This window comes from Xylanivirga thermophila (assembly GCF_004138105.1).
Classification (GTDB): Bacteria; Bacillota; Clostridia; order Caldicoprobacterales; family Xylanivirgaceae; genus Xylanivirga; species Xylanivirga thermophila.
Genome location: NZ_RXHQ01000035.1, coordinates 1 through 26856, shown reverse-complemented (window position 1 = coordinate 26856; position 26856 = coordinate 1). Strand labels below are relative to the sequence as shown.

Here is a 26856-nt window from a genome sequence, read left to right as displayed (position 1 = left end):
GTTGGGTAGTATTTTCTCGTATACACTCGAAAATCTCCACCCTCCCCTTGACAAGAGGAAGTAAATGGATAAGTATGATTTTCTCAAAAAGTGTTGCATTTAATATTGCAATTTAGAATAAATTACGAAGCCTAGCATATAAAATTAGTGCTTGACATTGGGGTTTAGTTATGCTATTTTAAAGTAGTAGTTATTCCTACTAATTCACTAGGAATTAATTTTACCCAGCTATAGAGGAGGATGTTTATATGGGTACGGATAGATTTGTATATATGGATCATAGTGCTACTACGCCTGTAAGGCGGGAGGTAATGGATGAGATGTTGCCGTATTTTACAGAAAAGTTTGGTAATCCATCATCCATATATACTTTTGCTAGGCGTTCTAAAAGCGCGGTTGAGGATTCACGGGTTAAGGTAGCAAATGCGATTGGGGCCCTTACAGATGAGATATATTTTACTGGCGGGGGTTCAGAAGCGGATAATTGGGCTTTAAAGGGTATAGCATTTGCAAATCGCAGTAAGGGAAATCACATAATTACTAGTTCCATAGAGCATCATGCAATACTTAATACCTGCAAATATCTTGAAAAGCAAGGATTTGAGGTAACGTACCTTCCAGTTGATAAAGAAGGTATTATAGATATAGGGGAATTACAAAGGTCAATAACCGATAAAACCATTCTAATATCTATAATGACTGCCAACAATGAAATAGGTACAATACAGCCAATAGCGGAAATAGGTAAGATTGCTAAAGAAAATGGTATATACTTTCACACTGATGCAGTACAGGCCATAGGCAATGTACCCATAGATGTAAAAGATATGAATATAGATCTACTATCCTTATCTGCCCATAAATTTTACGGGCCAAAGGGTATAGGTGCTCTGTATATAAAGAAAGGTATAAAGATAGATAATATCATCCATGGTGGTGGACAGGAACGAAACAGGCGGGGAGGTACGGAGAATCTTTCCGGTGTAATAGGTCTTGGAAAAGCTATAGAACTAGCCACCAGGGATATTGAAGGGCATAATAAAAAAATTATAGCTATGAGGGATAGGCTTTTAGATGGTATAATGGACAAGATACCCTATACTAAATTAAATGGTCACAGGGAAAAAAGATTACCGGGAAATATAAATGTCAGCTTTGAATTTATAGAGGGGGAATCTCTACTTCTTCTACTCGATGGGGCGGGTATATGTGCATCTACAGGGAGTGCATGCTCGTCAGGTTCTTTGGATCCGTCCCATGTGCTATTAGCAATAGGATTACCCCATGAAAAAGCGCACGGTTCCCTTAGGCTTAGTTTGGGAGATTTAAATACAGAGGAAGATGTGGATTATGTACTTAAGGTATTGCCTGGCATAGTTGAAAGGCTCCGTTCCATGTCACCTTTATATGCAACATTTTTGAAAGAAGGGGGAAGATAGTATATGTATAGCGAAAAGGTAATGGATCATTTTATGAATCCAAGGAATGTAGGCGAGATAGATCAACCAGATGGAACAGCTGATGTTGGAAATGCCAAATGCGGAGATATAATGCGTATATATCTAAAGGTGGAAGACGATAAAATAGTAGAAGCAAAGTTTAAAACCTTTGGTTGTGGTGCAGCCATTGCATCTAGCAGTATGGCTACAGAGCTTATAAAGGGTAAGACATTAGAGGAGGCATGGGAGCTTACAAACAAAGCAGTTGCTGAAGCACTTGACGGTCTCCCGCCTATAAAGATGCATTGTTCCGTTCTAGCGGAGGAGGCTATCCATGCGGCCATAAATGATTATAGGAAAAAACATGGTCTTGAGCCTTGGTAAAGAGAGGTGAAGTAATGGCGGAAAAGGTAGTATTGGGTATGAGCGGTGGGGTGGACAGCTCCGTTGCAGCTTATGTTCTAAAGGAGCAGGGGTACGATGTAATAGGTATTACTATGGATCTTAACCCTAAGGATGCTGATTTTGAAGAACGGGAGGGTGGATGCTGTTCATTATCCTCCGTAAATGACGCTAGGAGAGTAGCAGATAGGCTAGATATACCCTATTATGTGCTGAACTTTAAAGATAGATTTGAAGAACAGGTGATAAATTACTTTGTAGATGAATATCTAGCAGGTAGGACGCCAAATCCATGTATTGCATGCAATAAGTATATAAAGTTTGATGCATTTTTAAAGCGTGCCCATGAGTTAGGGGCAAAGTATGTAGCTACAGGACATTATGCTAAGATTGAGAAGGATGAAAAGAGTAAAAGGTATATTTTAAGGAGATCCATAGATGATAAAAAGGATCAGACATATGTGCTTTACAATATGACTCAGTATCAATTAGCCCATACCCTTATACCTCTTGGAGGCTATACAAAGGATGAGGTAAGGAAGATAGCAGATAAGATAGGGTTAGTGGTGGCAAATAAACCGGATAGCGAGGAGATCTGCTTTATACCTGATAATAACTATGGCAGATTTATAGAAAAAAAGGTGCCAGATGGTGTAAAACCCGGATATTTTATAGATAGTGAAGGCAATATACTAGGTGAACATAAGGGGATTGTACATTATACTATAGGTCAACGAAAAGGCCTTGGTATATCCTTTGGTAAAAGGGTATTTGTACAGGATATAATACCAGATAAAAATTTGGTGGTATTAGGAGACGAAGAGGATATATTTAAAAAGAGATTATATGCAACTGATGTAAACATAATTCCATATGAAAAACTAGAGGACAAGATTAATATTACAGCTAAGATAAGATATGGGGCTAAGGAAGCAGCTGCAGTTATCTGGCCACATCATGATGGCGTTATGGTAGAATTTGATACGCCACAGCGGGCAATTACTAAAGGACAGTCAGTGGTATTCTATGACGGAGATATAGTAGTTGGCGGCGGTATAATAGACAAGGTGGAATGAGCAAGCTTAAAAGGGAAGGTTAACCTTCCCTTTTTAAATATTATTATTTATTTTATGGACTCTAAAATGGTGCAGATGTATATAGCTGATATGGATAGCTTGGGCATGGTCATGGCAATAAGTTTACGCAATGAATCCATCTTTTCATCGGTCAGTTCACAGGTTGCAAGATATATTGCTAAGCATCTTTTATCTGCCTTTATGACGGATAATACCCTTTTAATATCTCGCTCAGCTGTACCAGTTTTGGAAAGGAGAGCAGGTATATTCTTTGAATATTCTTTGAATTCATCCCTTTCTAATATGCTATTGATTTGATCTATTATCTCTTCATTTAACCCCTCAAGGGTATAGGTTGCTTTCTTTTCAATGCCGAGCTGTTCTGCAGTAATTTCCGATAGAGCCATGTACATGGCATCTTTTTTATTTAATTGTTCATCCATATAGCGGTCTATATTCTTAAAAAGTTTTACTGTTATGGATCTGCTGAGGGGCGTGGGGGTACTGCTTGGAGTGATGCCTATTATGCGATACATGGACAGCAATAAATCGGGGCCTATATCGTCACGATTCTTTAAATTATTGTCATCTGGCATTATATAATATTTTTTGCCATTTATTCTTCCGAAGGCCTTCAGTGCATCTAAGTATCCTATTTCCATGTTTACCTTTGAACGCTCCTTATCAAAGTCTAAAGTTTTACCAAGATCCTGAGAGGTTTTAATATTTATTATATTAAGTCCATCTGTATCAACCTTTTTAGGCATTCCTACTCCTGAGATGTCCACTACTATTATATTTTTTATACCCTTTTCAGTTATAAGGGATATGGGGATATTATCATATACGCCACCGTCTATAAAGCGTTTATTGTCTATTTCCTTTGGCTTAAATGCAGGGAAACATGCACTTGCCATTAGATAGTCTATCAGCTGTCCTTCTGGTATATCATCTTTAAAAAGGCGTACAGGCTTGAAATCGGTTAGCGAGAATGTAACTAGTCCTAAATCTATTGGAGATTTACGTATTTTTTCTTCATCTATTACACTATGTAGTAGATTGGATAGGGGTGTTACGTCAAGGCCGCCTCCAATTATAGTTTCTTTTATCATATTGATTCTATCCATAAAGGAGCTTGTGCTTGATTCCTTATCCAATATGTCTTTTTGTACATCCATAACATCCTGTACTGATATATCGGTCCATATAGATTTAGCAGCTTCAAAATCCCCTTGCACTACCATAGCCCCATTTAGCGCACCTACGGAAGTACCTGCAACTGCAATTATAGGTATTTTGAGCTCCATCAAAGCCTTCCATACTCCTATTTCATAGCTTCCCTTAGCACCACCACCGGCGAATACTAAACCAAATTCCTCCATTATTTCCACTCCTCATTATCTATTGTAATCATTAATATCTATTTTACTCCCAAGCTTCGACTTTTGTACAGCGTACGGCACATATCAAGTTAAGTGGATAAACATTGAAATATAAATCTAAATATGAATAATCATGGAATAAGTCAAAAAACAGGGGAAAAGTACAACGAAGAGGAAATGTTATAGATATGTTAACACAGATGATATAATTAGATATAATGGATAGGTGCAAAAAATAGATAACTGCTAAAAGGGGATTTATATGGACAAGGTTTTTATCCGTAAGGAAATGATAAAAAGGCGGGAGGAGATTTCTCTTGCGCAAAAATCCCATATGGATAGGGAAATACTTAAGCGCTTATTGGAAAGTAAATATTACAATAATTCTAATGTAATATTTACTTTTGTGAGCTTTAAAAAAGAGGTGGATACCCATAATTTAATAGGACAGGCATTAAAAGATGGGAAAAAGATATGTGTACCCAGAGTAATAAATAAAAAATCGGGAATGGTTGCCTGCTATATAGATGGATTACACTCATTGACTCCAGGCTGTATGGGCATATTAGAACCTGGAGAGAATGCTGTTTTAGCCAATAAGGACGATATGGATCTTATAATTGTACCAGGCCTTGCATTTGATAGAAAAGGCGGGAGGATTGGCTATGGTGGGGGATACTATGACAAGTTTTTAGAAGAGTTACCAGGAGATATTCCTAAAGTAGCTATTGCATATGATTTTCAAATAATACATGATATTCCTATGCATCAACATGATATAAAAGTGGATTTAATAATAACTGATAAGGGTATATATTATTGCTAAAATTTTAAAAATACATACACTTAAATTTATGCGGAATAATATCTTATAAAGAATGTACTTTTGAAAGGAAATATATGATGAAAAATTATATTATAATGACCGATTCATGCAGTGATTTGCCTAGAACATATGTAGAAGAAAAGAATATCCCATATGTAAGCCTGATATGTAGATTTGCAGGTCAGGAATACATGGACGATTTTGGAGAAACGCTATCCCATGAGGTTTTTTATGAAGGCATGAGAAAAGGTGAGATGCCAAGTACTTCTCAACCCAATGTACAGGCATTTTATGAAATATTCAAGGGTATAGGAGAGCAGGGGAATGACATTATATACATTTCTGTATCCTCTGCTTTAAGTGGTACCAACAATACTGCTCATATAGCCAGGCAAATGGTGCTTGACGAATATTTGGATGCAAGGATTACCATTATCGACTCATTGACAGGATCAATGGGACAGGGTCTTATGGTTATGAAGGCAATTGAGATGAAGGAGAATGGACACAGCTTTGAAGATACGGTCGATTACCTTGAGAATAGCAAGCTGAATTTAAACACTTATATAACTGTTGAAGATCTTAGTCATCTGAAAAGGGGAGGCAGAATCTCATCAACGGTAGCCATGGTTGGCACTGTATTTAATATTAAACCCATTCTTACGGTAAATACTGAGGGAAAAATTGTACCTGTTCTAAAGGCAAAGGGCAGGAAAAATGCAATAAATAAAATAGTGGATTATGTGCATAAAAAGATAGAATTTCCCGAAGAACAGATAATAGCCATTTCCCATGGGGATGCCTTAGAAGAGGCTGAAAGGCTAAGAGGGCTTATACTAAAGGAGATAACCGTTAAAGATGTAATAATAAATCATATGGGTCCGGTAATTGGCAGCTATGGAGGCACTGGTGCCCTAGTGGTATTTTTTATGGGCAAACCTAGACAAGGTCATATAATAGATGTGGATTTAATACGACCATAAGGGCAAGTTAAGTTAGATTGACTTGTTCTATAAGCTGTAATTTTTGTTTTCTAGTCAACTGTTTTATTTCATATTCCCTTTTTTGGGCTGATCTCTTATCTTCATATTCTTCGGTATATACCAATTCTACAGGCAGCCTGCAGCGGGTATATTTTGCGCCCCTGCCACTTAAATGGGCATTAAGTCTTTTATCCAAATCATTGGTCCATCCAGTGTATAGAGTATTGTCGGCACATTTTAATATATATACATAACACAATCTTATCACCCCATGATATTATATCATTAAAGATTAATATTCCATAATACCTTTGGTATAATGGATATGGTATAATATTGTAAAAGAATTATGGAAATGGGCGATTCTATGGAAAATATGATATTAAATCTTTTGAAAAATTATAAAAAGAAAAAAATATTCCTCATAGATATAGAGAATGCACTATGTGGAAATATTGAATATATGGATTTTGCTAATAATATGAAAGAGTTAGAAGATATGGGGATATTAATTCCTATAAAGAGTCATGGAACTAATAACAAGAAAATTCCTTTAGCCAATACATATAGAATAAATAGATCCTATTTTAGACAGGATCTCATTGATGAAATAGCTTCCTATCAATTAAAATCAAACAAAAATATTAATCTCCAAGCATATTTTTCACTAAGCGATGAAATGTGGCAGGAGGATTTGCCATATATAAAGATGGTTGAATCGTATCTACAAAGTAAGGGGCTGCCTAAAGAAGAAGTAACATCCTCGGAACGTTCTTATGAGGTAACTGGTGATGAAAAATGGATAGATGAAAAAGGAGGTAAAGAGCTTTTAGAACGGATAGGACTATTGGAAAAATTGAAGATTAGTCCAATTAACGACCCATTGATGTTTGCTATAAACAAAAATAAAATATCCGAGATGGGAGAGCATATTCATTTAATAGTAGAAAATAGAGCTACATTTTATGCTTTATTAGAAGATATAGAAAATACAGCTTTTACATCTTTAACTTATGGGTCTGGTTGGAAAGTGTTAGGTGGTATAGGCGTATTTGAAAGACAGATTGGACTTATGGGACAGGCCAATAAAATTTATTATTTTGGAGATTTAGATTTTGAAGGTATATCTATATGGTATGAGCTGAATAAGAGAGAACCATTGCAATTAGCGACAGATTTCTATGAATCTTTGCTTAAAAAAACTTGTTCATATGGTAAAGAAAATCAAAAACCCAATAGAAAAGCAATAGATAGCTTTTTACTGAATTTTAATGAATATGATAAAAGAAAAATTGTAAGCACATTGGAAAATGGCGGATATTATCCCCAAGAAGGATTAAATAAAAGAGAATTGCAGGTGATATGGAGGGAAATAAAATGAGGGTTGCAATAGGTGATGTATTAGAAAATTATGGAGAGAGAATATCTAGACTTTCTATTTATGAGCCGTTGTTAGAATTAAAAAACAAAAGAGAACGGGATAATAGTGGTAAACCTATTGATTGTGTTAGTCTAGGCTTTATAGCGCTTTTATTTTTCTTTGAAAATATGATTATAAGGAATAAAGAAACGGGTATAAATGAATTAGCAGAGTTTTTTTATGAAATGAATAATGGAAATATAGATCTGGATATTGACGGATTTAGAAAGCTAGCCAGAAAACTAATAGATAATTTTCGTCCTCCGAGTGGTCAAAGAAACTCTAAAACATTTTATAATTGGGAGACCGGGGAAGAACAAACCGCATATTATTCCATATTAAAGGCAAGTAAATCTGATCCAAAATTTAATACACAATATTATACTTTGGATGAAGAAGGATTAGAATTGATATTTGCTACGAAAGAATATTTTAGTGAATTTCAGCTATCTATAAATCAACTTTTACTCAGAAAACAATTGGAAAAAGGAGAGTTTACAGGCGCATTAAGACAGATAGACGAGATGATGTTATCGGTAGAAAATCTGAGGGATAGAATGACTAAGATTGAGCATGATGTAAACATAAATATTATATCGGAAAAAACTTACAGGAGATATAGCAAGCTTATAGAGGATATAAATATAAGGCTTACAAGGGAAAATGAAGAATTTGATGAGTTACAGAGTTTCGTAAAGGATACAAAAGAGAATATGAAATACGAAATCAAAGATGAAAAAGATAAAAAGGCATACCAATTGATTATAGAAATAGATAAAAAACTAGATAAGGTTCATAGTGAACATAGAAATTTGCTAAAAGAGAGTTTAAGTTTAAAGACAACTGCATTAGAAGCTGCAAGAGAATCCCTATACTTTATGGGGTTAGATGCCTTTAATTTTAAAGAAGAGATAACTAAAAAATTTATCTCAATTCCATTGCCACTTATGGCCTCAAGACAACTAATAAGTCCTTTTATGTGTTTGGGCATGTATAGCTCGTGGTCACCAATTGCTGTTTTTGATGTGCAGAGGATAGGAGCGGATGAAGATGTTCAAAAAGTAGAGGGATTTTATCAGCCTGTTGATGAGGCAATATTAAATGAGTATAAGGAAATAACAATGCATAACTTTAAAAAGATAATGGAATGTTTATTAAATTTATTGCAAGATGGAAAACAAACAACCTTAAAAGAGGTTATAGATTATATGAAAATAAATCATCAAGATATATTAGCTGAAAGGGTTTTTTATGATTTTTGGATTATCTTACATCAAAAATCTCCCATATTAATAGATGCAGATGAAGATAATCATGTTGGGTTGCTTAAGGAGGCGACAAAGCTTTTAATTGGCAGGTGCGAAAGATTTGAAGTAGTAGAATTGGATAGTGAATTGGAGATAAACAATAGGTTTAAAATTAAGGATATGATCATAAAATTGGAGGAAACGAGTAATGGAATTTAAGGATAGAGAAGTTATAGAAGCGTTTAATATTTATTCTAGATTAGCGCTTAAGGGCCATGAGGATAGTGATGAGTTGAGATTATATATTACCGATGAAAAGGTTAGGGAGTTAGTGGATGAATTTGCTGCTGAAGTAGATTGTACTATTATTTCAACAGGTGAATATATCTATATGGTTCCCATAGCTACTATTTCACCATTTCATATATCCAATGAGGAGATAAAAAGGAGATATCTTCCATCAAAGGCTGTAAATATGGATATATATCTGATGTATGTGACAATAATAATTCTATTTGGTGAATTTTATGACAGCTATCAAAGTGTTGAACCAACTAGAAGTTTTTTACCCATGTACAAATGGCTTGAAGCGGTAAATACACATATGGCAACTTTAAGTGAGATAGATGCAGAAGAATTAAAAGCCTTTGAAAAAGAATATGAATATAACTGGATAGGAATATTGGAAAAATGGGATGCAATAGATGATTTGAGGGAGAATGTAAAAAATCAGGACGCCAGGACTAATAGCAGGCTTAGTTTTTTAAATACGGTTAAAAGATTTTTAGAGGATCAAGATATTGTTATAGATATAGGGAATGATGAAATGGGGATTACTGAAAAAGCAAAGGTTATTATACAAAGGTATTATATGGATTATGAGCATAATAGGGGAATACTGGATTTCATATATGGATTTGAAAGGGAAAGGGGAAAAGATAGAGATGCCAACCATATCTAAAATAAGGTTTACCAATGCGGTATATGATAACGGAGAAAAAAGGTATAATGACGAAATTTTTGAATTTGATGGCTATAACGGGGTTATTTTATTGGAGAATGGGGGCGGGAAGACCACTTTTATACAGATAGCCCTTCAAGCTATGCTTCCCCATTCAGATATTGGAGATAGGAAAATAAGAGAGACTCTATCGTTAGACGGAAATCCTTGTCATATAGGCATAGAATGGATTATCAACGAAAGACCTAGAAGGTATGCCTTAACCTGTGTCACCCTTTTTTTAAATGCTGGGAAGTTGGATTCATATAGGTATGTATACGAATATGGATATGATGATAGAAATTCAATAGATAATGTTCCATTTGTAAAAGAAACTGTTGATGGAAGTAAGAGGCCTGCAAGCAGGGAAGAAATGGGGGAGTATTATCAATATATGTGCAATAAATATCTAAATGCTAAGATGTTTTCTAGCATAAAAGCATATAATAGCTATATTGAGGAAAATTTTAAAATAATATCTAAAGAGTGGAGGAGAATAGGGATCATCAATGGGGAAGAAGGGGGAGTAGATAAATTTTTTGAAGGATGCAAAACGACAGAAAATCTGGTCAATAAGCTTTTAATTCCGGTTGTGGAAGAGGCTATGTCCGGGAATGGTTCTCAAGAGTTTGCAGATACATTTGAAGAGCAAAGGGGTCATTTTAAACAGTATAATCTTCTCAAGGAAAGTATTGACGAAAGTAAGAAGATTCAAAGCAAGATCAGAGAGTATGTAGATAAATACAATAAATATCATGAATCAATGCAAAGTTTTGACTCTCAAAGATCTTATGGAAAAGCTATATACCAATATCTATCCAATGAATGTGAAGAAGTGGAGGCAAAGCTAGAAGAAAACAAAGAAAAGAAAAAGGAATGTGAATATGATTTTATTGAGTTAGGCAGGATGGATGCTTCATACGAATTAGGAGTACTAAAAAGCAAACTAGAATTATCTGAATTCAAGTATAAAGAGATACTTAAAAAAAGCGAAATCATTGGAGATGAGTTGCATGCAAAGGAATCTAGGCTTCAAAACTTGAGAATAGCCAGATACAGGAAGATTATTAAGGGAAAACAGGATGAAATTGACTCATATGAGGAGCAAATCGATAAATTAGGAGAGGACGAGGAAGTATATGCGATAGAGCAAGAACTAAAATTAAATTCTTCAAATATAAAGGCCTATTTTGATTTTCAGCTTAGAAAACTGGAAGAGGAAATTGGTATATTACAAAGTATAAAAATGCGATGTGAAGATGAGTTAAAAGAGATTAAAAGAGAAATAGATAAATTGGAAGAAGAAAGTAATAGATTATACGAAAACCAAATCAGATTAGATCAAGATTATACCAGGAATGAAGAGTCTATGAGAAAAATAGAAAACACAATACTTTCAAATCCCAAGATGGAAAGAATAGAGGATGAATATCCAAAATGGTCGCAAAGAGTCGGATTTATTGAAAGGTATTTGGTAGAATGTCAAGAAAGATCAAACTTATTAAAAGATGAAAAGGATAATATTAAGATTGCATTAAAAAAGAGTAGAGAAGAATTAGAATTACTTTCTAATGATAGAATTGCTATACGAGAAAAGATAGAAAGTATTAATAACGAAGAAAGAGAACTATTATTGAGGATAAAAGAGTGGATTCCAAGTTTATTACATGTAAATAGTATATATACAAAACAAGGGTATATAACTAGCACTTTGGAAAATATAAGTGAAAAAGCTAGAAAAGAGAAAGAAAAGGCCATTATAGATGAGAGAATATTTTATAGATTTATAGATGATTATAAAGACAATGACTATTTTACTGCAGAACCGTTATTGTATAACTGGATAAACCAATGGAAAGATCAATTTGCTTTTTTGGAGTCGGGCTCCGAGTTTATTGAACGGGCAGCTGCTGCCATGGGCAAAAGTGAACAGGAATATTATAACTTATACCCATATTGGGCTGCATCTGTTGTGATAGCAGATGATGAGCAGTATAAACTTAAGGATAAGTTGGAGCATAATGTGGATAAACTTACTTATCCAATTATAATATTATCTCAAAGCAATGCTCGGGATATACTGAGAAAAACAGATAGGAAAATGAATGATTATCTTTGTGTATATCCATTGATTTGGGCAGATAATATAGCTAAGGTAGGTTTTCAATCTACCAAATTTGAACTTGATAAAAAGGCTGAAAGAGCTACTCAAATTAGGCAGGATAAGGAAAATGAATTTATCAATTATGACAATTTACATATAGATATTTCAGATTTTTTGGATAAATATCCGTATGTAGAATATTTTGCACCGTTGAAGAATCAGTTTAAGGATGTAGAAGAAAAGATATCTGAGATAAAGAATACAAGTAATAACAAAACAAGTAGGATAGATAAAATAGATGAGAAATTAGAAAATATCAACAAAGAGATGAAGAACCTGGATGTAGAAAAATACATACTTAATAACAAAATAAACAGTGCTATGGAATATATTAACAAGAAAAGAGAAACAATTAAAATAAGAAATGATCTATATGAAATAGAAAAAGCAATAGATGTAAAAAAGGCGGGACTTCTAAGATTAAATGCACAAAAAGAAGACAAACAAGGTAAAATGGATGATTTAGATGAAAAAATAAAAAGATTAAGCAATATGATGAGCGATATAACAAAAGATGAACTATATGATGATGTAAAAGATGCGGTGCCGAAAGGATCAGAAATAGAAATAGAAGTTTTGAAAACTAAAAGGAAAGATATCAAAGACCGCTTGAATAAAAAGCAAAAAGATAGGGCCTACATTGAGGATATTATAAATAGATGCCGCAAAACCCAAAGAGAATATGAGAAAGACTTAAAGAATGAAATACATGGGGCTAGGTATATAGTTGATGAAGAGTTTATATTTCCAATATACGGAGAAGGCGAAATTGAAGAATTGACCAATGATATCAATTTAATTAGGCCTAAATTTGATAAGGTTAATGATAAATTAAAATATGCAGATAAAAAGTTTTCTAGTGATAAGAATAAGTATGACATTAGGGAGGGTGATTTTTTTAAAAAATATCAAGATGGCATTATACAGTTTACGGAGCCGTTAAATGTAGTGAAGGACAATATAAGAGAAAAGAAAATAGAATTAGATAAAAGAGATGAGTATTTAAAATCTATGGATAAGGAGTTAAATAATGAGCATATTTCGATAAAGGACACATTAGAATTGCTTAAGAGAAAAAATGAACGATATAGTTATCTATCTAATAAAATTAAAGCAGGCGTTATCCCAGATAATAAGCTAGTAGATATGCCATACAATAGAATGAAATATATAGATGAGCTTATGAAAAATTTAGAAAATACTAACTATGAAGTAGAGCAAAATAAGGCCAGGGTTTCAAAAGGAAGGGCGGAATTTCAATCTTTTTGTGAAAATCATATATCAGATCCAAAACTTAAGAATATGGCTATTTCAGGTATTAGCAATAGAGAAAATTTTGAAGAGCTAGTTGAATGGCAGAAGATTATGGATAAAAATATTGATAAAACAATTAGGATATTGGAAGAAGATATGATGCAACATGATAAAGAAATAAATCAGTTTATAAGCCATCTATACTCATATTTAAAAAACTTGGCAGAGGAACTTGAAAATATATCTAAAAAGACTAGGATAAAAGTGGATGATAATTGGAAAACAATATATACAATAGATGTTCCTACTTGGGAGGATGAGATAGGGAAACAAAAACTTAGGAATTATGTAAATTGGTTGTTAAAAGATATAGAGGATACACGCTTTAAAGATGAATTGGGTAATGAAAACATAATATCTATAAGAAAATATATAGAAGAAAAATTTCAAGGTAAAGAATTGCTTAGAATTGTGATGGGTAATGAACGAATAAAGGTCAAATGTAGGAAGGTAACAAATGATGGAAAGATAAATAGTATGCCCATATCCTGGGAAAAATCTAATCGTTGGTCTGGAGGAGAAAAATGGAGTAAAAATATGACACTATTCTTGGGTATATTAAATTATCTTGCAGAAAAAAGTCAAGACATCTCTTCTAATCAAAAAAGATATCGTACTGTTATTTTGGATAATCCATTTGGTAAAGCTTCCAGTGATCATGTATTAGACCCAGTATTTTTTATAGCTGAACAGTTAGGGTTTCAAATAATAGCACTGACTGCTCATGGTGAAGGAAAGTATATAAGAGATTTCTTTCCCGTAGTTTATAGCTGCAGACTGCGTCCGTCCAAGGATAATGAAACACAAATATTTACTAAAGATAAGGAAATAAAATATGCTTTTTTTAAAGACAAGGATCCTCAAGTGCTGGCAAGACTGGGAGATGTAGAGCAACTGAGTATGTTTTAGATACTGGCAAAAAAAGTTTGCATATTGATATTCAATATGCTATAATACGATTTGTATGTAAGATTTAACATGAGAAACAACATATCCTCTTTTTTCAAGGGAGTGTTTATTGTTAATCGGTTAAGATCTTAATTGAATATTCAGGAAAAGGAGGATTGTTGAAATGGCAGATAAGACAATAGTATGCAAGGATTGCGGAGCTGAGTTTGTATTTACTGAAGGTGAGCAGGAGTTCTACAAAGAAAAAGGTTTTGAGAACGAGCCTCAGAGATGCCCAGCTTGCAGAAAAGCAAGAAAACAACAGAGGAATAATAGAAACTATAGATAGTATATAATTATGTGTCTATATAAAAAAATAGCCTGTAGGATTTTAATCCTACAGGCTATTTTTTTACGCTTTTTTTACGGTAAAGGTTACATGCTCTCCATTTATATTCCATTCTTTGGTATAACCTTCTCCCGCCTGACCAATAAGGTCTTTTCCAAGCACCTCCTTTTTTATTTCTTCTTTATTATTTGTCATTATATCGGCTATCCTATCGTTACCGGTATAATATACATATATATTATCAAGTATATCAAAATCCGCTTCTTTACGCATAGTCTGGATCTTGCTTATTATCTCCCTGACAAATCCTTCTTCTATAAGTTCTGGAGTCAGGTTGGTATCCAAAACTACGGTGATATCATAGTCGGATTCGGCTATCATGCCTTCCGCATCTATACATTCATATAGCACATCGTCTATGGCCAATTCCACATTTTGGTCTTCTACTTGGAGCTCTATCTTGCCATCTTTTTTGAATCTAGCCATTAATTCATTACCGTCAGAAGAAACTAGTGCTTCTCTGATCTTAGGTACCAATTTTCCATATTTCGGACCTACCGTCTTTAGCTGTGGCTTAAAGAGATAGGTGGAAAAGGCAGATACATCATCTGTAAATACTATCTTTTTTATATTGAGTTCATCTGCAACCAGCGCTTTAAACATATCAGGTAGCTCCATATCGGCTTTTACATACATGGTGCCTATGGGTTGACGGTTCTTTATATTGGCCTTGTTTCGGCAGGCTCGACCTTCTACTACCAGCTTTAGCACATAGTCCATGTTCTTTTCTAGTTCTTTATCTATGAACTCTTTGTTGGCTTCTGGAAAATCACATAGGTGCACGCTCTCAGGTGCAGTTTTGTCTATGGTCTTCACCAGATTTTGATACATCTTTTCTGCTACAAATGGTACGAAGGGGGCGGTAAGTCTTGCCAAAGTTTCTAGCACCGTATAGAGGGTCATAAATGCATTTATCTTATCCTGTGGCATATCAGATGCCCAGAAACGCTCTCTGCTCCTTCTTACATACCAGTTACTTAGATCGTCCACAAAACTCTGTATAGCCCTAGCAGGTTCGGTGATGCGATAGTTATCAAGATTTTGCTCTACATATTCTATTAGGGAGTTGAGCCTTGAGAGTATCCATTTATCTATAACTTCTAGCTTGTCGTATTCCAACTTATAATCCTTTGGATTAAAGTTATCTATATTGGCATACAGCACAAAGAATGCATAGGTATTCCATAATGTACCCATGAATTTTCTTTGAGCTTCACTTACTGCTTCAGGGTAGAACCGGCTGGGCAGCCATGGTGCACTACTGGTATAGAAATACCATCTTACTGCATCGGCTCCTTGTTTATCGAGTACATCCCATGGATCTACAACATTGCCTTTGTGTTTACTCATCTTTTGACCGTCTTTGTCTTGCACATGGCCTAGCACTATGACATTTTTATAAGGTGCTTTATCAAACAACAATGTGGAGATGGCCATTAGTGTGTAAAACCAGCCCCTGGTTTGATCGATTGCTTCACTTATAAAGTCAGCAGGATATCTGTTTTCAAAGATCTCCTTATTTTCAAATGGATAGTGCCATTGTGCAAATGGCATAGAACCTGAATCGAACCAGCAGTCTATAACCTCTGGAACCCTCTTCATATTGCCTCCACACTTGGGGCATTTTATGAATATATTATCTATATATGGTCTATGAAGTTCTATGGCATCTGGTACATTTTCACCCATTTCCTTGAGCTCTGCTATGCTGCCTATCATATGCCTGTGACCGCATTCGCACTCCCATATGGGTAGGGGAGTACCCCAATATCTTTCACGGCTTAAGCCCCAATCCACAACATTATCAAGGAAGTTTCCAAATCGTCCTTCCTTTATATTATCAGGCAGCCAGTTTACAGTGTTATTGTTCTTTAAGAGATTGTCCCTAAGCTCTGTCATTCTTATAAACCAGGTGTCCCGTGCATAATATAAAAGAGGAGTATCACAACGCCAGCAGAAGGGATAGGAGTGCTCATAATCCTCTATCTTATGCAAAAGTCCTCTTTTTTCAAGATCCTTTATGATAAGGGGATCTGCATCCTTTACGAATACACCCTTCCATGGTTCTACTGCATCTACAAACTTTCCTTGTTCATTTACCAGCTGCACAAATGGCAGGTCATTTTCCCGTCCTACCCTAGCGTCATCTTCACCAAAGGCGGGAGCTGTGTGGACTATGCCAGTACCATCTGTAAGGGTAACAAAATCTCCAGTTACTACATAATATGCCTTTTTTTCAGGCTTTGCAAAATCAAATAGCGGTATATATTCCATACCCTTTAAGTCTTTACCCATGAACCTATCCACTATTTCAAAATCTTCACCTAATACATCCTTTGCCAATGCTTCTGCCAGGATACATACATCATCTCCCTGCCTTGCCTTGATGTATGTTTCATTAGGATTAACCGTTAATGCAACGTTTGATGGGAGCGTCCATGGAGTGGTGGTCCAAGCCATTAGATATAAGTTGTCCTCATCCTTTACTTTGAACTTTACGTATATGGATGGCTCATTTACATCCTTATATCCCTGTGCTACTTCATGGCTGGAGAGGGAAGTACCACATCTGGGGCAGTATGGCACTATCTTGTGTCCTTTGTATATTAGATCTTTATCCCAAATTTCTTTAAGGGCCCACCATACAGATTCAATATAGTTGTTGTCATAGGTAATATAAGGATCATCCATATCAACCCAGAAGCCTACACGGTCGCTCATCCTCTCCCATTCACCCTTATATTTCCATACGCTTTTTTTACATTCCTTTATAAATGGTTCTATGCCGTATTTTTCAATTTCTGGTTTACCATCTATGCCAAGCATCTTCTCGACTTCCAGTTCCACTGGCAGTCCATGGGTATCCCAACCTGCTTTCCTAAGCACATTATACCCCTTCATGGTCTTATACCTTGGAATTATGTCTTTCATCACTCTAGTTAGTATGTGCCCTATATGGGGTTTGCCATTAGCAGTAGGGGGACCGTCATAGAATGTAAATTCCGGTCTACCTTGTCTTAGCTTAACGCTTTTTTGAAATATATCATTCCGTTCCCAGAAATCCAATACTTCCTGTTCACGATCGACAAAATTTAGATCTGTCGATACCTTTTCATACATCTAAATACCTCCATTCCTTATAAAAAAAACCTTCCATCCTATGCAGGACGAAAGGTTGCTTTCGTGGTACCACCTGATTTGGCATAAAAATGCCCTCTCAAAATGTACAAAATAATTCTTTGCACATCCCTGATAACGCTGGGATAGCGGCCCATCCTACTTTTATTTCAGACTGCAGCTTAGGAGTGATTTTCGGTAGTCTAAACAAGATCGGGCTTTCACCATTTCCGATTCGCTGTACTTTTAAGGCTTCCTACTCTTCTCCGTCATCGCTTTTGACAAAATATCATTTAAAATTCATTTAATATTAATTGTATGCAAAAAAAACATATTTGTAAAGCATTTTACCCAAAATTTTTGCCTTTTATAACATAGCAAAGCATGGACGAATATTTTATCATGGAATAAATTACAGCTAAACATATATAGTAGGCTAATGTTCATAGAAAATAATAAAGAGTGAGGTCAAAAACTATGAGTAAGGAGTTGCACTGGCATTTAAAAAAATCCTCAAGTGAGGGAATTAGAAGGAAATGTATTCATACTTTTGCCGCGAAGAAAAAATAAATTACTCTTGATTTTGATGAATTAATAGTATATGGTATATATGTAATAGTGTTACATACACACAATACATCATACTTCTATATGCAGCTAAATATAGAAATGAGGGTTAATAAGTTAATTATTCCGTCTATTATTAAATCTAATTGTATTTTGGGGAAAATTATGTTTACTTATAATACTTTAAGAAGTAAGCCATGAAAAAACTTATTTGCACTATACTTGTAGCTCTGGCGTTGGTAGTGCAACCAATAAATGTTTTTGCAAGTTCATTAGATAGTGACTTCATTTTTAATAATTCTGTAACTATAGAGGAACGTTTCGAAGAAGGTGTTGGAACTTGGAAAATGTCAAGTTTAGAAAACATTACGATATACTTACTTGAAAATGTTGATGGCACTTTAGAATATGCATATCTCGATGAAAATGGGGTTGTTCAATATACTGAATTAAAAGAAGGAGTAATTACTAGGCGTTCTTATGATGACGATTATTTTAATACCCAGGAAGAATGCTTATCTGCTGAAGAAGAAACTTTAATTGATGATATCGTTATAAAGAACGGAGGTGCAACAAGCGTAGAATTAGAGAAAGCTTTTAAAAAAGCTGGATTGTATAATGTTACTGTTTTTGAAGAAGATGGGGGATTATATATTAATCCTTTTGGGGCTCAGAATATAATAGATTCAAATCCTATTATTTATATATAGAAATGTAAATGAAAAGTGAAATGAGATATTCTCAATTAGAAGACTGTATTTGCAGAATAAATGAAGGTGAAAAGAATATGTTTAAACAAAAAAATGGACGTTTTTATTAACAGTAGGCGTTGTGATAATATTAATTGTTTTTCTATATTCTCTTGCTCCAAAAATTGAGGCAAGAAAATATAAAAGGCGCTTTGGATCATTTGATGAATGGTATAAAGAAGCTAGTGATCCCAATTCGGGCTATAGGAAGCATTTATCGAACTATCGTCCCGTTGATGAGGTATTATTAAACAGCCTTGAACATTCAGAGCCTATTGCTTTCTCTAGTAACGATATTCAGAAAATTGATAAAAACACATGGATTGTAGCTTGTTACGGAGCGAGCGATTATTATGCGTGGATTGGTCTGTTCAGCAGAAATCATGAAATCAATGAGAGATATAAACTGCATGTCGTAAGTGATCAACAAACGGGCCTCGACAACAATATCAAAAAGCGAATTGATGATTCCTTAGTTGCTCCCTTTGCGAGAGACTGTTTTTTTGGCTATAGTGCGGATTTCAGTATTTTTTGCCCAGACTATTGCATTGAGAACAATCAGATAATAATAAAAGTTGAGTATATAGATGAGAATAGGGAGCAAATCTTCTCAATTCCTGTCCAGAATAAAAAGATCCCGAAATAAACTTTCCTGAATTTCTAGATAGTATAAGGATCAAGAAATTACATCATGTAAAACAAAAAGATAGCTACTCAGCTGTCTTTTTTATTTTTATGGGCGCAGCGTGTGAAACAATAACTTTTGTAAAGTATCCCTTATTATATCAAAATCTACTGATATTTTGGTATAATAAGGGATGCTTAAAAGACTTATCAAGAAAAATCAAAGCAAACTTTGAGATTAGACAAAAAGAGACTGGACTAATTACAAAAGTACCTTTTAGTAATAGATGAACGAGCTGCATCAATAGTAATGAGGATATTTAAACTTTATACCGAATTTGCATATAATTGATCGAGTAATGGATGTTATTGATCCAATTCTTACAATGTATACTCATTGCTTTATATAAATGCTGTACTGGCATTTAAAAAAATCCTCAAGTGAGGGAATTAGAAGTAATGTATTCATGCTTTTGCCGTGTCTTTTATAATTAGTCAACTATATAAAAACGCTATAATATGATAGAATAGGAAAAGAACTTTAAAATTAAAAAAGGGAAAGGTGGTGGGGATAATGTTTTGGCCTATTGCTGGTATATGGACTGCCATATGGAGCTTTTTTACCTTTATTTTAAAATTCACAGGTAGGGTGGTAGCTATTATATTAGGTGCCATATTTGTATTTGTAGGAGTTATATTTACAATAAGTATTGCAGGGGCCATATTTGGTATTCCCCTAATAGTATTTGGAGTGCTCCTTATTATTCGTGGCTTATTTTAGAGATTGGAGGAACTTAGAATGAGTATATTTGAGATTATTATGCTAGGGTGCTTTGGTGCAGCATGGCCATTTTCCATATATAAGTCATATAAATCAAAGTCAATAGAAGGCAAGAGTTTTGCCTTCCTCATGATATTGGTTATGGGCTATATATCAGGTATACTACACAAGCTATTTTATAGCTATGATGCTGTTATATACCTATATATATTAAATGCTATAATGGTATCCACCGATATGGTACTCTATATAAAAAATAAAAAGCGCATAGAGCGCTTATCAAAAGAATCATCGGATACTGAGGTAGGTATCTAACTGTTCTTTTGATACCTGCCTGTTGTTTTTTATAATATTCGATATTTCGGTGGTGTGAAGTGTATCACCTAGCATTACCATGCCAAGTATTGCATTATCCTTTATGACTATTTTTTTGTATATACCATTGTTTTTATCGTAGTTTATCAAGATGTCATATCCATCATCATTTGGGTTTATAAGTCCCATGGAGTAAAAGTCCATATTTCGTATTTGAACTACATTTTGAAAAGCTGCCCCATCAAAACTCTCATGATTACCAGCCATGTTGGAGGCAGCGCACCTTCCCTGAGCCATTGCATTTGGCCATATGTAACTTGAGACATATCCTTCATTTTTATCCGATTTAATCTCAGCTATGTCGCCGGCAGCATATATATTTTTTATTGATGTCTCCATATATTCATTTACCAGAATACCTCTATTATGCTTAATTGAGGTGCCTTCTATAATGGATAGATCTGGTCTTGTGCCTATTGCAAGGAGTAACAAATCGAATTCTAATTGTTGTCCATCCATAAGTTCTGCTCTCTTTATGCCTTCATCAGTTATGTATACCTTATGTATGGTATTTTTTAGCATGGTGGAGATACCAAGCTTTTTAAGTTGCGTCTCCATTATATTAGATGCATCATTATCTAGCTGCATAGGAAGTATTCTATCTCCCATTTCAAGCATTGTAACATGCATGCCCAGATTAGATAGGGCTATAGACATTTCGATACCTGTAAGCCCGCTTCCAAGCACTATAGCTCTCCCGCCTGTTTGGGCACAGCCTTTTATTCGATCGGCATCTTCTATGGAGTTTATAGTAAAAAACTCTACCTTATCAATACCATCTATTGGTGGTATAAAAGGTCTGCCACCTGTAGCAATAAGAAGCTTATCATATGCCATACTCCAGCCGTCTTCTCCTATTATAATATTTTTTTCCGTATCTATGGCCATAATGTTTTTATCTAATACAAGCTTTATATGCTTTTTATCATAAAAGTTCTTATCTTTTAAGAAAAGTTTGTCCCTTGTAATCTCGTTACCTATGTAATAGGGAAGCATGATCTTTGAATAAACAGGGGTGTTTTCCCTGGATATTACTACTATTTCATCATCTTCACATATATCTCTTAGCTTAGTAGCGGCAAAAAATCCTGCTGCACTGTTTCCTAATATTACGTATTTCAAATAATCCACCCTCTTCTATTTTAACTCCTATTAATATATATAACCTTTTATTTTTATGATAATCAAAAATAAAGTATTTATAGTAATTTTGTCATTTTACGTTTAGAATACAAAATGGAATGGTATTATAGAGTTATGCGGAAAATCAAAATATGGAGGATAAATAATATGTCCATAGGGTATGCGTGTATATTGTTAGGGCGGGAGGATACCAAAATGAGCAGATGCCTGCTTAAAAATGCTACTGAAGATAGATTGCGAAGTATTACCCAAGCAAATCTTGCCGCCCTGTCGAATATAATAGATTATAACATTGAAAATAATATAATGCTGTATCGAATAAGCTCCGATATAATCCCCTTCGCCACCCATCAGGTAAATAATATAGAATGGTGGGAGGATTATTATGATATATTAAATGCCATAGGAGTAAAGATAAAAAATAGCGGTATGAGGGTATCAGTACATCCCGGACAATATACAGTGATAAACTCTCCAGATGGTGATGTGGTAAAAAGGGCTATTGAAGAGCTTAAATACCATAACAGGCTTTTAGAGTGTATGGGACTTGATAACACCCACAAGCTTATACTTCATGTAGGCGGGGTATATGGGGATAAGAATCTTGCTATGGATCGATTTCAAAATAACTTTTATAAATTGCCCCAAGAAGTAAAAGAACGATTGGTCATAGAAAATGATGAAAGAAACTACAACATAGGAGAGGTATTAGGGTTATCATATAATACGGGCACCCCAGTGGTATTGGATACTTTGCATCATAGTATAAATGCAGATGATAATAGGGGATTATATGATTGGATAAGGATATGCTCAAGTACATGGCATAATGAAGATGGCAGGCAGAAGATACACTATTCCCAACAGGATAGGGACGGTAGAAGTGGATATCATTCTAAGACCATAGATACTGCTGAGTTTATCAAGTTTTATAATGGACTTGTGGATAATGGGTTGGATGATGTGGATATAATGCTCGAGGTAAAGGATAAAAATCTGTCGGCATTAAAATGCATAAATCTTACATCCCCTTCCATACCTAAAAAAGTATTGGAGGAGGAGTGGGCTAGATATAAGTATCTAGTTCTCAGCTTCAGTCATAGAAAATATAACAATATACGGGAAATATTAAAGCAGGATAGCATCTCTCCTATGAGGTTTTATGCAGAAATAGACGAAGCTATAAAAATGCCGGAGGATATGGGTGCACAAAAGAATGCAGCTCTTCATATATGGGGATATTTTAAGGATATTGCAACGGATACTGAAAAAAGAGAATTTTTTAAGAGACTTGAAAAATATATGGAAGGCGGGGGTGTTGATAGCCTAAAGAGGTATTTATACAGATTAGCTAAAAAATATAACGAGGAATATTTAATGAACAGCTATTATTTTTTTGTACATTGACATTATTCATATATGCAATGTATAATATAAAAAACGTATAAAGACTGTGATGAGAAAGAGTAGGAAGGCCAATGGTCCTTACAGAGAGTTCCCGGTAGGTGAGAGGGGCAAGGAATGGTATTCTGAATACATCTCTGAGTTGCACACCAAAAGGCCTTATGCCAAGTAGGCTGTTGCCGGAAACCTGCACCCGTTATAGTGCTAAAGTATAAACGCTTTTGCGTCGTACTTGATAAGGTTGGCATCGTGAGGTGTCGATAAATCTGGGGTGGTAACACGGGATATAAGCTCTCGTCCTCTTAAATGGAGGATGGGGGCTTTTTTGATTTTATAAAAAGGAGGATCATCATGTTAGCTGTAGATGAGCAATTAAGTATAATATTAAAAGGTGTAGAAGAGATAATATCTTTGGAAGAGCTTGAAAATAAGCTGTATAAGGCTAAAAAAGAGGAGCGCCCCCTTACTATAAAGCTTGGTCTGGATCCTACGGCGCCGGATATACATTTAGGGCATAGCGTGGTGCTAAGGAAGATAAGACAAATGCAGGATCTAGGGCATAGGGCGGTTATAGTCATAGGTGATTTTACCGGCATGATAGGGGATCCCACCGGTAGATCAACGGCTAGAAAACAATTATCTAGAGCAGAGGTTATGAAAAATGCAAAAACATACAAGGAACAGATGTTTAAGATATTGGATAGGGAAAAGACAGAAATAAGGTTTAACAGCGAGTGGCTTGATAAGTTGAGTTTTCATGATGTAATAGAATTATCATCTAAATGTACAGTAGCTAAGATAATGGAGAGGGAGGATTTTAAGGGACGCTTTGAAGCCCATGAGCCTATATCCATGCATGAATTTTTCTATCCGATTATACAGGGATATGATTCGGTGGTATTAAATGCAGATATTGAACTAGGTGGTACAGAGCAGAAATTTAATATACTTATGGGCAGAAGCCTACAAAGGGATTTGGGACAGGATAGTCAGGTAGCCATATTTATGCCCATATTGGAAGGTATAGATGGTGAGAAAAAAATGAGTAAAAGCTTTGGCAACTATATAGGTATTGATGAATTGCCAGAAGATATGTATGGCAAGGTTATGTCAATACCAGATGAGCTTATTATCAAATATTTTGAATTGGCTACGGACATCCATCCGGATGAATTGGTATATAAAAAAATGTTATTGAGTAGGCATAACATAAATCCCATGGATGTTAAGATGCAGTTGGCGAGGGAGATAGTATCCTTATATCATGATATGGATAAGGCATTGAAGGCGGAGGAATATTTTAAGATGGTAGTTCAAAGGAAAGAGCTTCCTGCTAATATGCCCGTATTTGAAGTGCCAAAGGAGATTATGACAAATGGGAGTGTAGATATGTCAAAGCTTATGGTTATGGCAGGTTTGGTTTCCAGTACCAGCGAAGGCAGGCGTATTATATCCCAAGGTGGTGTCAAAATAAATGGCATAACCGTGAGAGGACACAAAGATGTATTCATAAGGCACAATGATGTGCTTAAGGTGGGGAAGAGGAGATTTATGAGATTGGTTATTGCCTAAAAACTTTTCTTCTATTATAATATTGCTATATATTAATGATGTATAAATATACAAAGGATGGTTAGGTGGTTAAAATGAAAGATGTACATATAGCTATTTTGGGATTTGGCAATGTAGGCATGGGAGTATGGGAGATACTAATGAACAATGGCTCAAAGGTGGATTGCATACTTGGGCGCAAAGTTGAAATAAAAAAGATTTTAGTTAGAGATATAAACAAAAAACGTAGTATAGATGTACCGGATGGTATTTTTACAGACAATATTGATGAGATAATTTCAGATGATGATATAGATATTGTGGTGGAGCTAATGGGTGGTATACAGCCGGCATTTCAATATATCAAAGAAAGCCTTAAAAATGGTAAGCATGTAGTCACTGCAAACAAGGCTGTTATGGCTACTAGGGGAAGAGAACTTTTGCATCTTGCCAATGAGGCTGGGCGGGAGCTTAGATACGAAGCCAGCGTAGCAGGTGGTATACCTATAATAAACACCCTTAATAAGGATTTAGCGGCGAATAATATAGAAGAAATAACTGGAATCATAAATGGTACTACAAATTATATACTAACCCAGATGACCACTCGTGGTATGAGCTTTGATGAGGCTCTAAAACAAGCCCAAGATATGGGATATGCTGAAGCGGATCCATCATCGGATATTGAAGGAGAGGATGCGGCATTTAAACTTTCCATACTTACATCTATTGCGTTTGGAGTACAGGTATCCCCAGAGAAAATTCCGACCCATGGTATTACCAATGTTACTGAAATGGAAATAGAATATGCGAGGCAATTGGGTTATACTGTAAAGCTTCTATCCAAGGTAAAAAAGGTTGATAAAAAGCTTGAGCTATATGTACATCCAGCACTGGTACCTTCTAATCATCCTTTAGCAGCAGTAAGCGATGAATTTAATGCCCTATTTATAAGGGGAGATGCAGTAGGAGATTTAATGCTGTATGGGAAGGGGGCAGGTTCTCTTCCTACAGGCAGTGCAGTACTTTCCGATATAATGTATATTATAGATGATATGGATGAAAATAATGATAGGGTGATTAAAAGACGAAAATATAATGGAGATCTTGAAGCGGTTGGAGAAGGAAAAGGTGAGTACTATATTCGTTTTCAGGTAGCCGATGAACCGGGCGTTTTAGGTATGATAAGTACTACCTTTGGTAAATATGGCATAAGCCTTGCATCGGTAGTACAACAGGGACATGGTGAAAAATCGGTTCCATTGGTTTTTGTTACCCACAAGGTGGAACGAACCAATCTTGATGCAGCATTAAAGGCAATAGAAAATTGTGATTTTATAGAGGATATAGCTTGTATACTAAAGGTAGAAAAGTTCAAGAGATTTTTTAAATAAGCATTTATAAAATCTTTAGCAATGTTTTAAAAACTCTAATTTATAATTTGATATAATATAAACAATATAAGATTGAAGATCACATAGGGGTATAGTACAAGCTTAATAGTATGCTCGCTATGCTCCTTTAAGTAGTGTAAGTTTTATATAAGTATAATTTATATTACGAATTGTAGATTTTTTTTAAGATTAATGTTGACAGAGTATAAAAGACGTGCTATTATAATTAAGCTGTTTGATGAACGGCCGATACCAAAATAAAAAAAGGTGTTGACAAAAATCGAACAGTTTGCTAAGATAGTAAAGTCATCATTTTGATGGCGGCAGGAAATTGGACCTTGAAAACTAGACAGTGCAAAGAAAAAAACAGCCATAAGTCGATTCTTATGAGTTAAGGATAAACTTTTAAATTGAGAGTTTGATCCTGGCTCAGGACGAACGCTGGCGGCGTGCCTAACACATGCAAGTCGAGCGAGGGATAGGGAGTTAGCTTGCTAACACCTTAAACCTAGCGGCGGACGGGTGAGTAACGCGTGAGCAACCTGCCTTGTACAGGGGGATAACAGGTGGAAACACTTGCTAATACCGCATAAGGCCACAG

Annotated in this window: 21 protein-coding genes, 1 rRNA gene and 2 other annotated features; of the genes, 18 read left to right on the top strand and 4 right to left on the bottom strand. The window is 35.1% G+C overall.

Annotated features, from left to right (window positions below):
* The first annotated feature begins 248 nt into the window (after positions 1-248).
* Genes nifS through mnmA form a run of 3 tightly spaced genes read left to right on the top strand, consistent with a single transcriptional unit; the run spans position 249 to position 2917 of the window.
* Complete coding sequence (gene nifS, locus EJN67_RS12175; RefSeq protein ID WP_129724659.1) at positions 249-1439, top strand: cysteine desulfurase NifS; 1191 nt, start codon at positions 249-251, stop codon at positions 1437-1439.
* Between the two features lie 3 nt (positions 1440-1442).
* The gene (gene nifU, locus EJN67_RS12170) at positions 1443-1823 is read left to right on the top strand and encodes a Fe-S cluster assembly scaffold protein NifU (protein WP_129724657.1); all 381 of its coding nucleotides are present in this window, start codon (positions 1443-1445) and stop codon (positions 1821-1823) included.
* A 14-nt stretch (positions 1824-1837) separates the two neighbouring features.
* Positions 1838-2917 carry a tRNA 2-thiouridine(34) synthase MnmA gene (gene mnmA, locus EJN67_RS12165; RefSeq protein ID WP_129724655.1) on the top strand — a complete coding sequence of 360 codons (1080 nt, stop codon included), beginning with the start codon at positions 1838-1840 and terminating at the stop codon, positions 2915-2917.
* A gap of 47 nt (positions 2918-2964) precedes the next feature.
* Here mnmA and EJN67_RS12160 read toward each other — a convergent pair whose 3' ends face one another.
* Positions 2965-4299, bottom strand: coding sequence for a patatin-like phospholipase family protein (locus EJN67_RS12160; RefSeq protein ID WP_129724653.1), 1335 nt, complete (start codon positions 4297-4299; stop codon positions 2965-2967).
* A gap of 262 nt (positions 4300-4561) precedes the next feature.
* Here EJN67_RS12160 and EJN67_RS12155 point away from each other — a divergent pair, with 262 nt between their 5' ends.
* On the top strand, positions 4562-5125 hold the full coding sequence (locus EJN67_RS12155; RefSeq protein ID WP_129724651.1) for a 5-formyltetrahydrofolate cyclo-ligase: 564 nt from the start codon (positions 4562-4564) through the stop codon (positions 5123-5125).
* A 77-nt stretch (positions 5126-5202) separates the two neighbouring features.
* Entirely contained in the window at positions 5203-6108 is a 906-nt protein-coding gene (locus EJN67_RS12150) for a DegV family protein (RefSeq protein ID WP_129724661.1), read from the top strand.
* Between the two features lie 7 nt (positions 6109-6115).
* Here the strand turns inward: EJN67_RS12150 and EJN67_RS12145 are convergent, their stop codons facing one another.
* Positions 6116-6367, bottom strand: coding sequence for a GIY-YIG nuclease family protein (locus EJN67_RS12145; RefSeq protein WP_129724649.1), 252 nt, complete (start codon positions 6365-6367; stop codon positions 6116-6118).
* Positions 6368-6475: 108 nt separating this feature from the next.
* On the opposite strand from EJN67_RS12145, the gene EJN67_RS12140 reads away from it, so the two are divergent.
* The 5 genes from EJN67_RS12140 (at position 6476) to EJN67_RS12120 (ending at position 14490) form a co-directional block, all read left to right on the top strand.
* Positions 6476-7489 carry a Wadjet anti-phage system protein JetD domain-containing protein gene (locus tag EJN67_RS12140; protein ID WP_129724647.1) on the top strand — a complete coding sequence of 338 codons (1014 nt, stop codon included), beginning with the start codon at positions 6476-6478 and terminating at the stop codon, positions 7487-7489.
* A complete protein-coding gene (locus EJN67_RS12135) occupies positions 7486-8994 on the top strand; it encodes a replicative DNA helicase (protein ID WP_129724645.1) in 1509 nt (502 codons plus the stop codon). Before EJN67_RS12140 ends, EJN67_RS12135 begins: the two co-directional genes overlap by 4 nt.
* Complete coding sequence (locus EJN67_RS12130; protein WP_129724643.1) at positions 8984-9736, top strand: DUF6063 family protein; 753 nt, start codon at positions 8984-8986, stop codon at positions 9734-9736. Before EJN67_RS12135 ends, EJN67_RS12130 begins: the two co-directional genes overlap by 11 nt.
* Positions 9687-14162, top strand: a complete 4476-nt coding sequence (locus EJN67_RS12125; protein WP_129724641.1) for a coiled-coil domain-containing protein — start codon at positions 9687-9689, stop codon at positions 14160-14162. Before EJN67_RS12130 ends, EJN67_RS12125 begins: the two co-directional genes overlap by 50 nt.
* Positions 14163-14325: 163 nt before the next feature.
* Positions 14326-14490, top strand: a complete 165-nt coding sequence (locus EJN67_RS12120) for a zinc-ribbon domain-containing protein (protein WP_129724639.1) — start codon at positions 14326-14328, stop codon at positions 14488-14490.
* A gap of 63 nt (positions 14491-14553) precedes the next feature.
* On the opposite strand, the gene ileS is transcribed toward EJN67_RS12120, so the two are convergent.
* Complete coding sequence (gene ileS / locus EJN67_RS12115) at positions 14554-17670, bottom strand: isoleucine--tRNA ligase (RefSeq protein WP_129724637.1); 3117 nt, start codon at positions 17668-17670, stop codon at positions 14554-14556.
* A 40-nt stretch (positions 17671-17710) separates the two neighbouring features.
* Positions 17711-17949 (bottom strand) — a binding site (T-box leader).
* A gap of 482 nt (positions 17950-18431) precedes the next feature.
* On the opposite strand from ileS, the gene EJN67_RS12110 reads away from it, so the two are divergent.
* The 4 genes from EJN67_RS12110 to EJN67_RS12095 all read left to right on the top strand — a co-directional run bounded on the left by EJN67_RS12110 (position 18432) and on the right by EJN67_RS12095 (position 20703).
* Positions 18432-18944 (top strand): hypothetical protein, encoded by a 513-nt coding sequence (locus tag EJN67_RS12110; protein WP_129724635.1) that lies wholly within the window; start codon positions 18432-18434, stop codon positions 18942-18944.
* 121 nt (positions 18945-19065) lie between these two features.
* Positions 19066-19629, top strand: coding sequence for a hypothetical protein (locus tag EJN67_RS12105; protein WP_129724633.1), 564 nt, complete (start codon positions 19066-19068; stop codon positions 19627-19629).
* Positions 19630-20181: 552 nt separating this feature from the next.
* Positions 20182-20388, top strand: a complete 207-nt coding sequence (locus EJN67_RS12100) for a hypothetical protein (RefSeq protein ID WP_129724631.1) — start codon at positions 20182-20184, stop codon at positions 20386-20388.
* An 18-nt stretch (positions 20389-20406) separates the two neighbouring features.
* Positions 20407-20703 carry a hypothetical protein gene (locus EJN67_RS12095; RefSeq protein WP_129724629.1) on the top strand — a complete coding sequence of 99 codons (297 nt, stop codon included), beginning with the start codon at positions 20407-20409 and terminating at the stop codon, positions 20701-20703.
* On the opposite strand, the gene EJN67_RS12090 is transcribed toward EJN67_RS12095, so the two are convergent.
* Positions 20677-21885, bottom strand: a complete 1209-nt coding sequence (locus EJN67_RS12090) for an NAD(P)/FAD-dependent oxidoreductase (protein ID WP_165000862.1) — start codon at positions 21883-21885, stop codon at positions 20677-20679. The two genes, EJN67_RS12095 and EJN67_RS12090, sit on opposite strands and share 27 nt — an antisense overlap.
* 168 nt (positions 21886-22053) lie before the next feature.
* On the opposite strand from EJN67_RS12090, the gene uvsE reads away from it, so the two are divergent.
* The 4 genes from uvsE to EJN67_RS12070 all read left to right on the top strand — a co-directional run.
* Complete coding sequence (gene uvsE / locus EJN67_RS12085) at positions 22054-23313, top strand: UV DNA damage repair endonuclease UvsE (RefSeq protein ID WP_129724626.1); 1260 nt, start codon at positions 22054-22056, stop codon at positions 23311-23313.
* 37 nt (positions 23314-23350) lie between these two features.
* Positions 23351-23615: a binding site (T-box leader), on the top strand.
* 46 nt (positions 23616-23661) lie between these two features.
* Entirely contained in the window at positions 23662-24882 is a 1221-nt protein-coding gene (gene tyrS, locus EJN67_RS12080; protein WP_129724624.1) for a tyrosine--tRNA ligase, read from the top strand.
* A gap of 74 nt (positions 24883-24956) precedes the next feature.
* Positions 24957-26255 (top strand): homoserine dehydrogenase, encoded by a 1299-nt coding sequence (locus tag EJN67_RS12075; protein WP_129724622.1) that lies wholly within the window; start codon positions 24957-24959, stop codon positions 26253-26255.
* A 406-nt stretch (positions 26256-26661) separates the two neighbouring features.
* Positions 26662-26856 (top strand): 16S ribosomal RNA (locus tag EJN67_RS12070); the annotation flags it as partial.

Excerpts from the sequence above, each read along its gene's own strand:
- nifS (WP_129724659.1), top strand. The coding sequence starts at position 249 with ATGGGTACGGATAGATTTGTATATATGGATCATAGTGCTACTACGCCT.
- nifU (WP_129724657.1), top strand. The coding sequence starts at position 1,443 with ATGTATAGCGAAAAGGTAATGGATCATTTTATGAATCCAAGGAATGTA.
- mnmA (WP_129724655.1), top strand. The coding sequence starts at position 1,838 with ATGGCGGAAAAGGTAGTATTGGGTATGAGCGGTGGGGTGGACAGCTCC.
- EJN67_RS12160 (WP_129724653.1), bottom strand. The coding sequence starts at position 4,299 with ATGGAGGAATTTGGTTTAGTATTCGCCGGTGGTGGTGCTAAGGGAAGC.
- EJN67_RS12155 (WP_129724651.1), top strand. The coding sequence starts at position 4,562 with ATGGACAAGGTTTTTATCCGTAAGGAAATGATAAAAAGGCGGGAGGAG.
- EJN67_RS12150 (WP_129724661.1), top strand. The coding sequence starts at position 5,203 with ATGAAAAATTATATTATAATGACCGATTCATGCAGTGATTTGCCTAGA.
- EJN67_RS12140 (WP_129724647.1), top strand. The coding sequence starts at position 6,476 with ATGGAAAATATGATATTAAATCTTTTGAAAAATTATAAAAAGAAAAAA.
- EJN67_RS12135 (WP_129724645.1), top strand. The coding sequence starts at position 7,486 with ATGAGGGTTGCAATAGGTGATGTATTAGAAAATTATGGAGAGAGAATA.
- EJN67_RS12130 (WP_129724643.1), top strand. The coding sequence starts at position 8,984 with ATGGAATTTAAGGATAGAGAAGTTATAGAAGCGTTTAATATTTATTCT.
- EJN67_RS12125 (WP_129724641.1), top strand. The coding sequence starts at position 9,687 with ATGGATTTGAAAGGGAAAGGGGAAAAGATAGAGATGCCAACCATATCT.
- EJN67_RS12120 (WP_129724639.1), top strand. The coding sequence starts at position 14,326 with ATGGCAGATAAGACAATAGTATGCAAGGATTGCGGAGCTGAGTTTGTA.
- ileS (WP_129724637.1), bottom strand. The coding sequence starts at position 17,670 with ATGTATGAAAAGGTATCGACAGATCTAAATTTTGTCGATCGTGAACAG.
- EJN67_RS12110 (WP_129724635.1), top strand. The coding sequence starts at position 18,432 with ATGAAAAAACTTATTTGCACTATACTTGTAGCTCTGGCGTTGGTAGTG.
- EJN67_RS12100 (WP_129724631.1), top strand. The coding sequence starts at position 20,182 with ATGTTTTGGCCTATTGCTGGTATATGGACTGCCATATGGAGCTTTTTT.
- EJN67_RS12095 (WP_129724629.1), top strand. The coding sequence starts at position 20,407 with ATGAGTATATTTGAGATTATTATGCTAGGGTGCTTTGGTGCAGCATGG.
- uvsE (WP_129724626.1), top strand. The coding sequence starts at position 22,054 with ATGTCCATAGGGTATGCGTGTATATTGTTAGGGCGGGAGGATACCAAA.
- tyrS (WP_129724624.1), top strand. The coding sequence starts at position 23,662 with ATGTTAGCTGTAGATGAGCAATTAAGTATAATATTAAAAGGTGTAGAA.
- EJN67_RS12075 (WP_129724622.1), top strand. The coding sequence starts at position 24,957 with ATGAAAGATGTACATATAGCTATTTTGGGATTTGGCAATGTAGGCATG.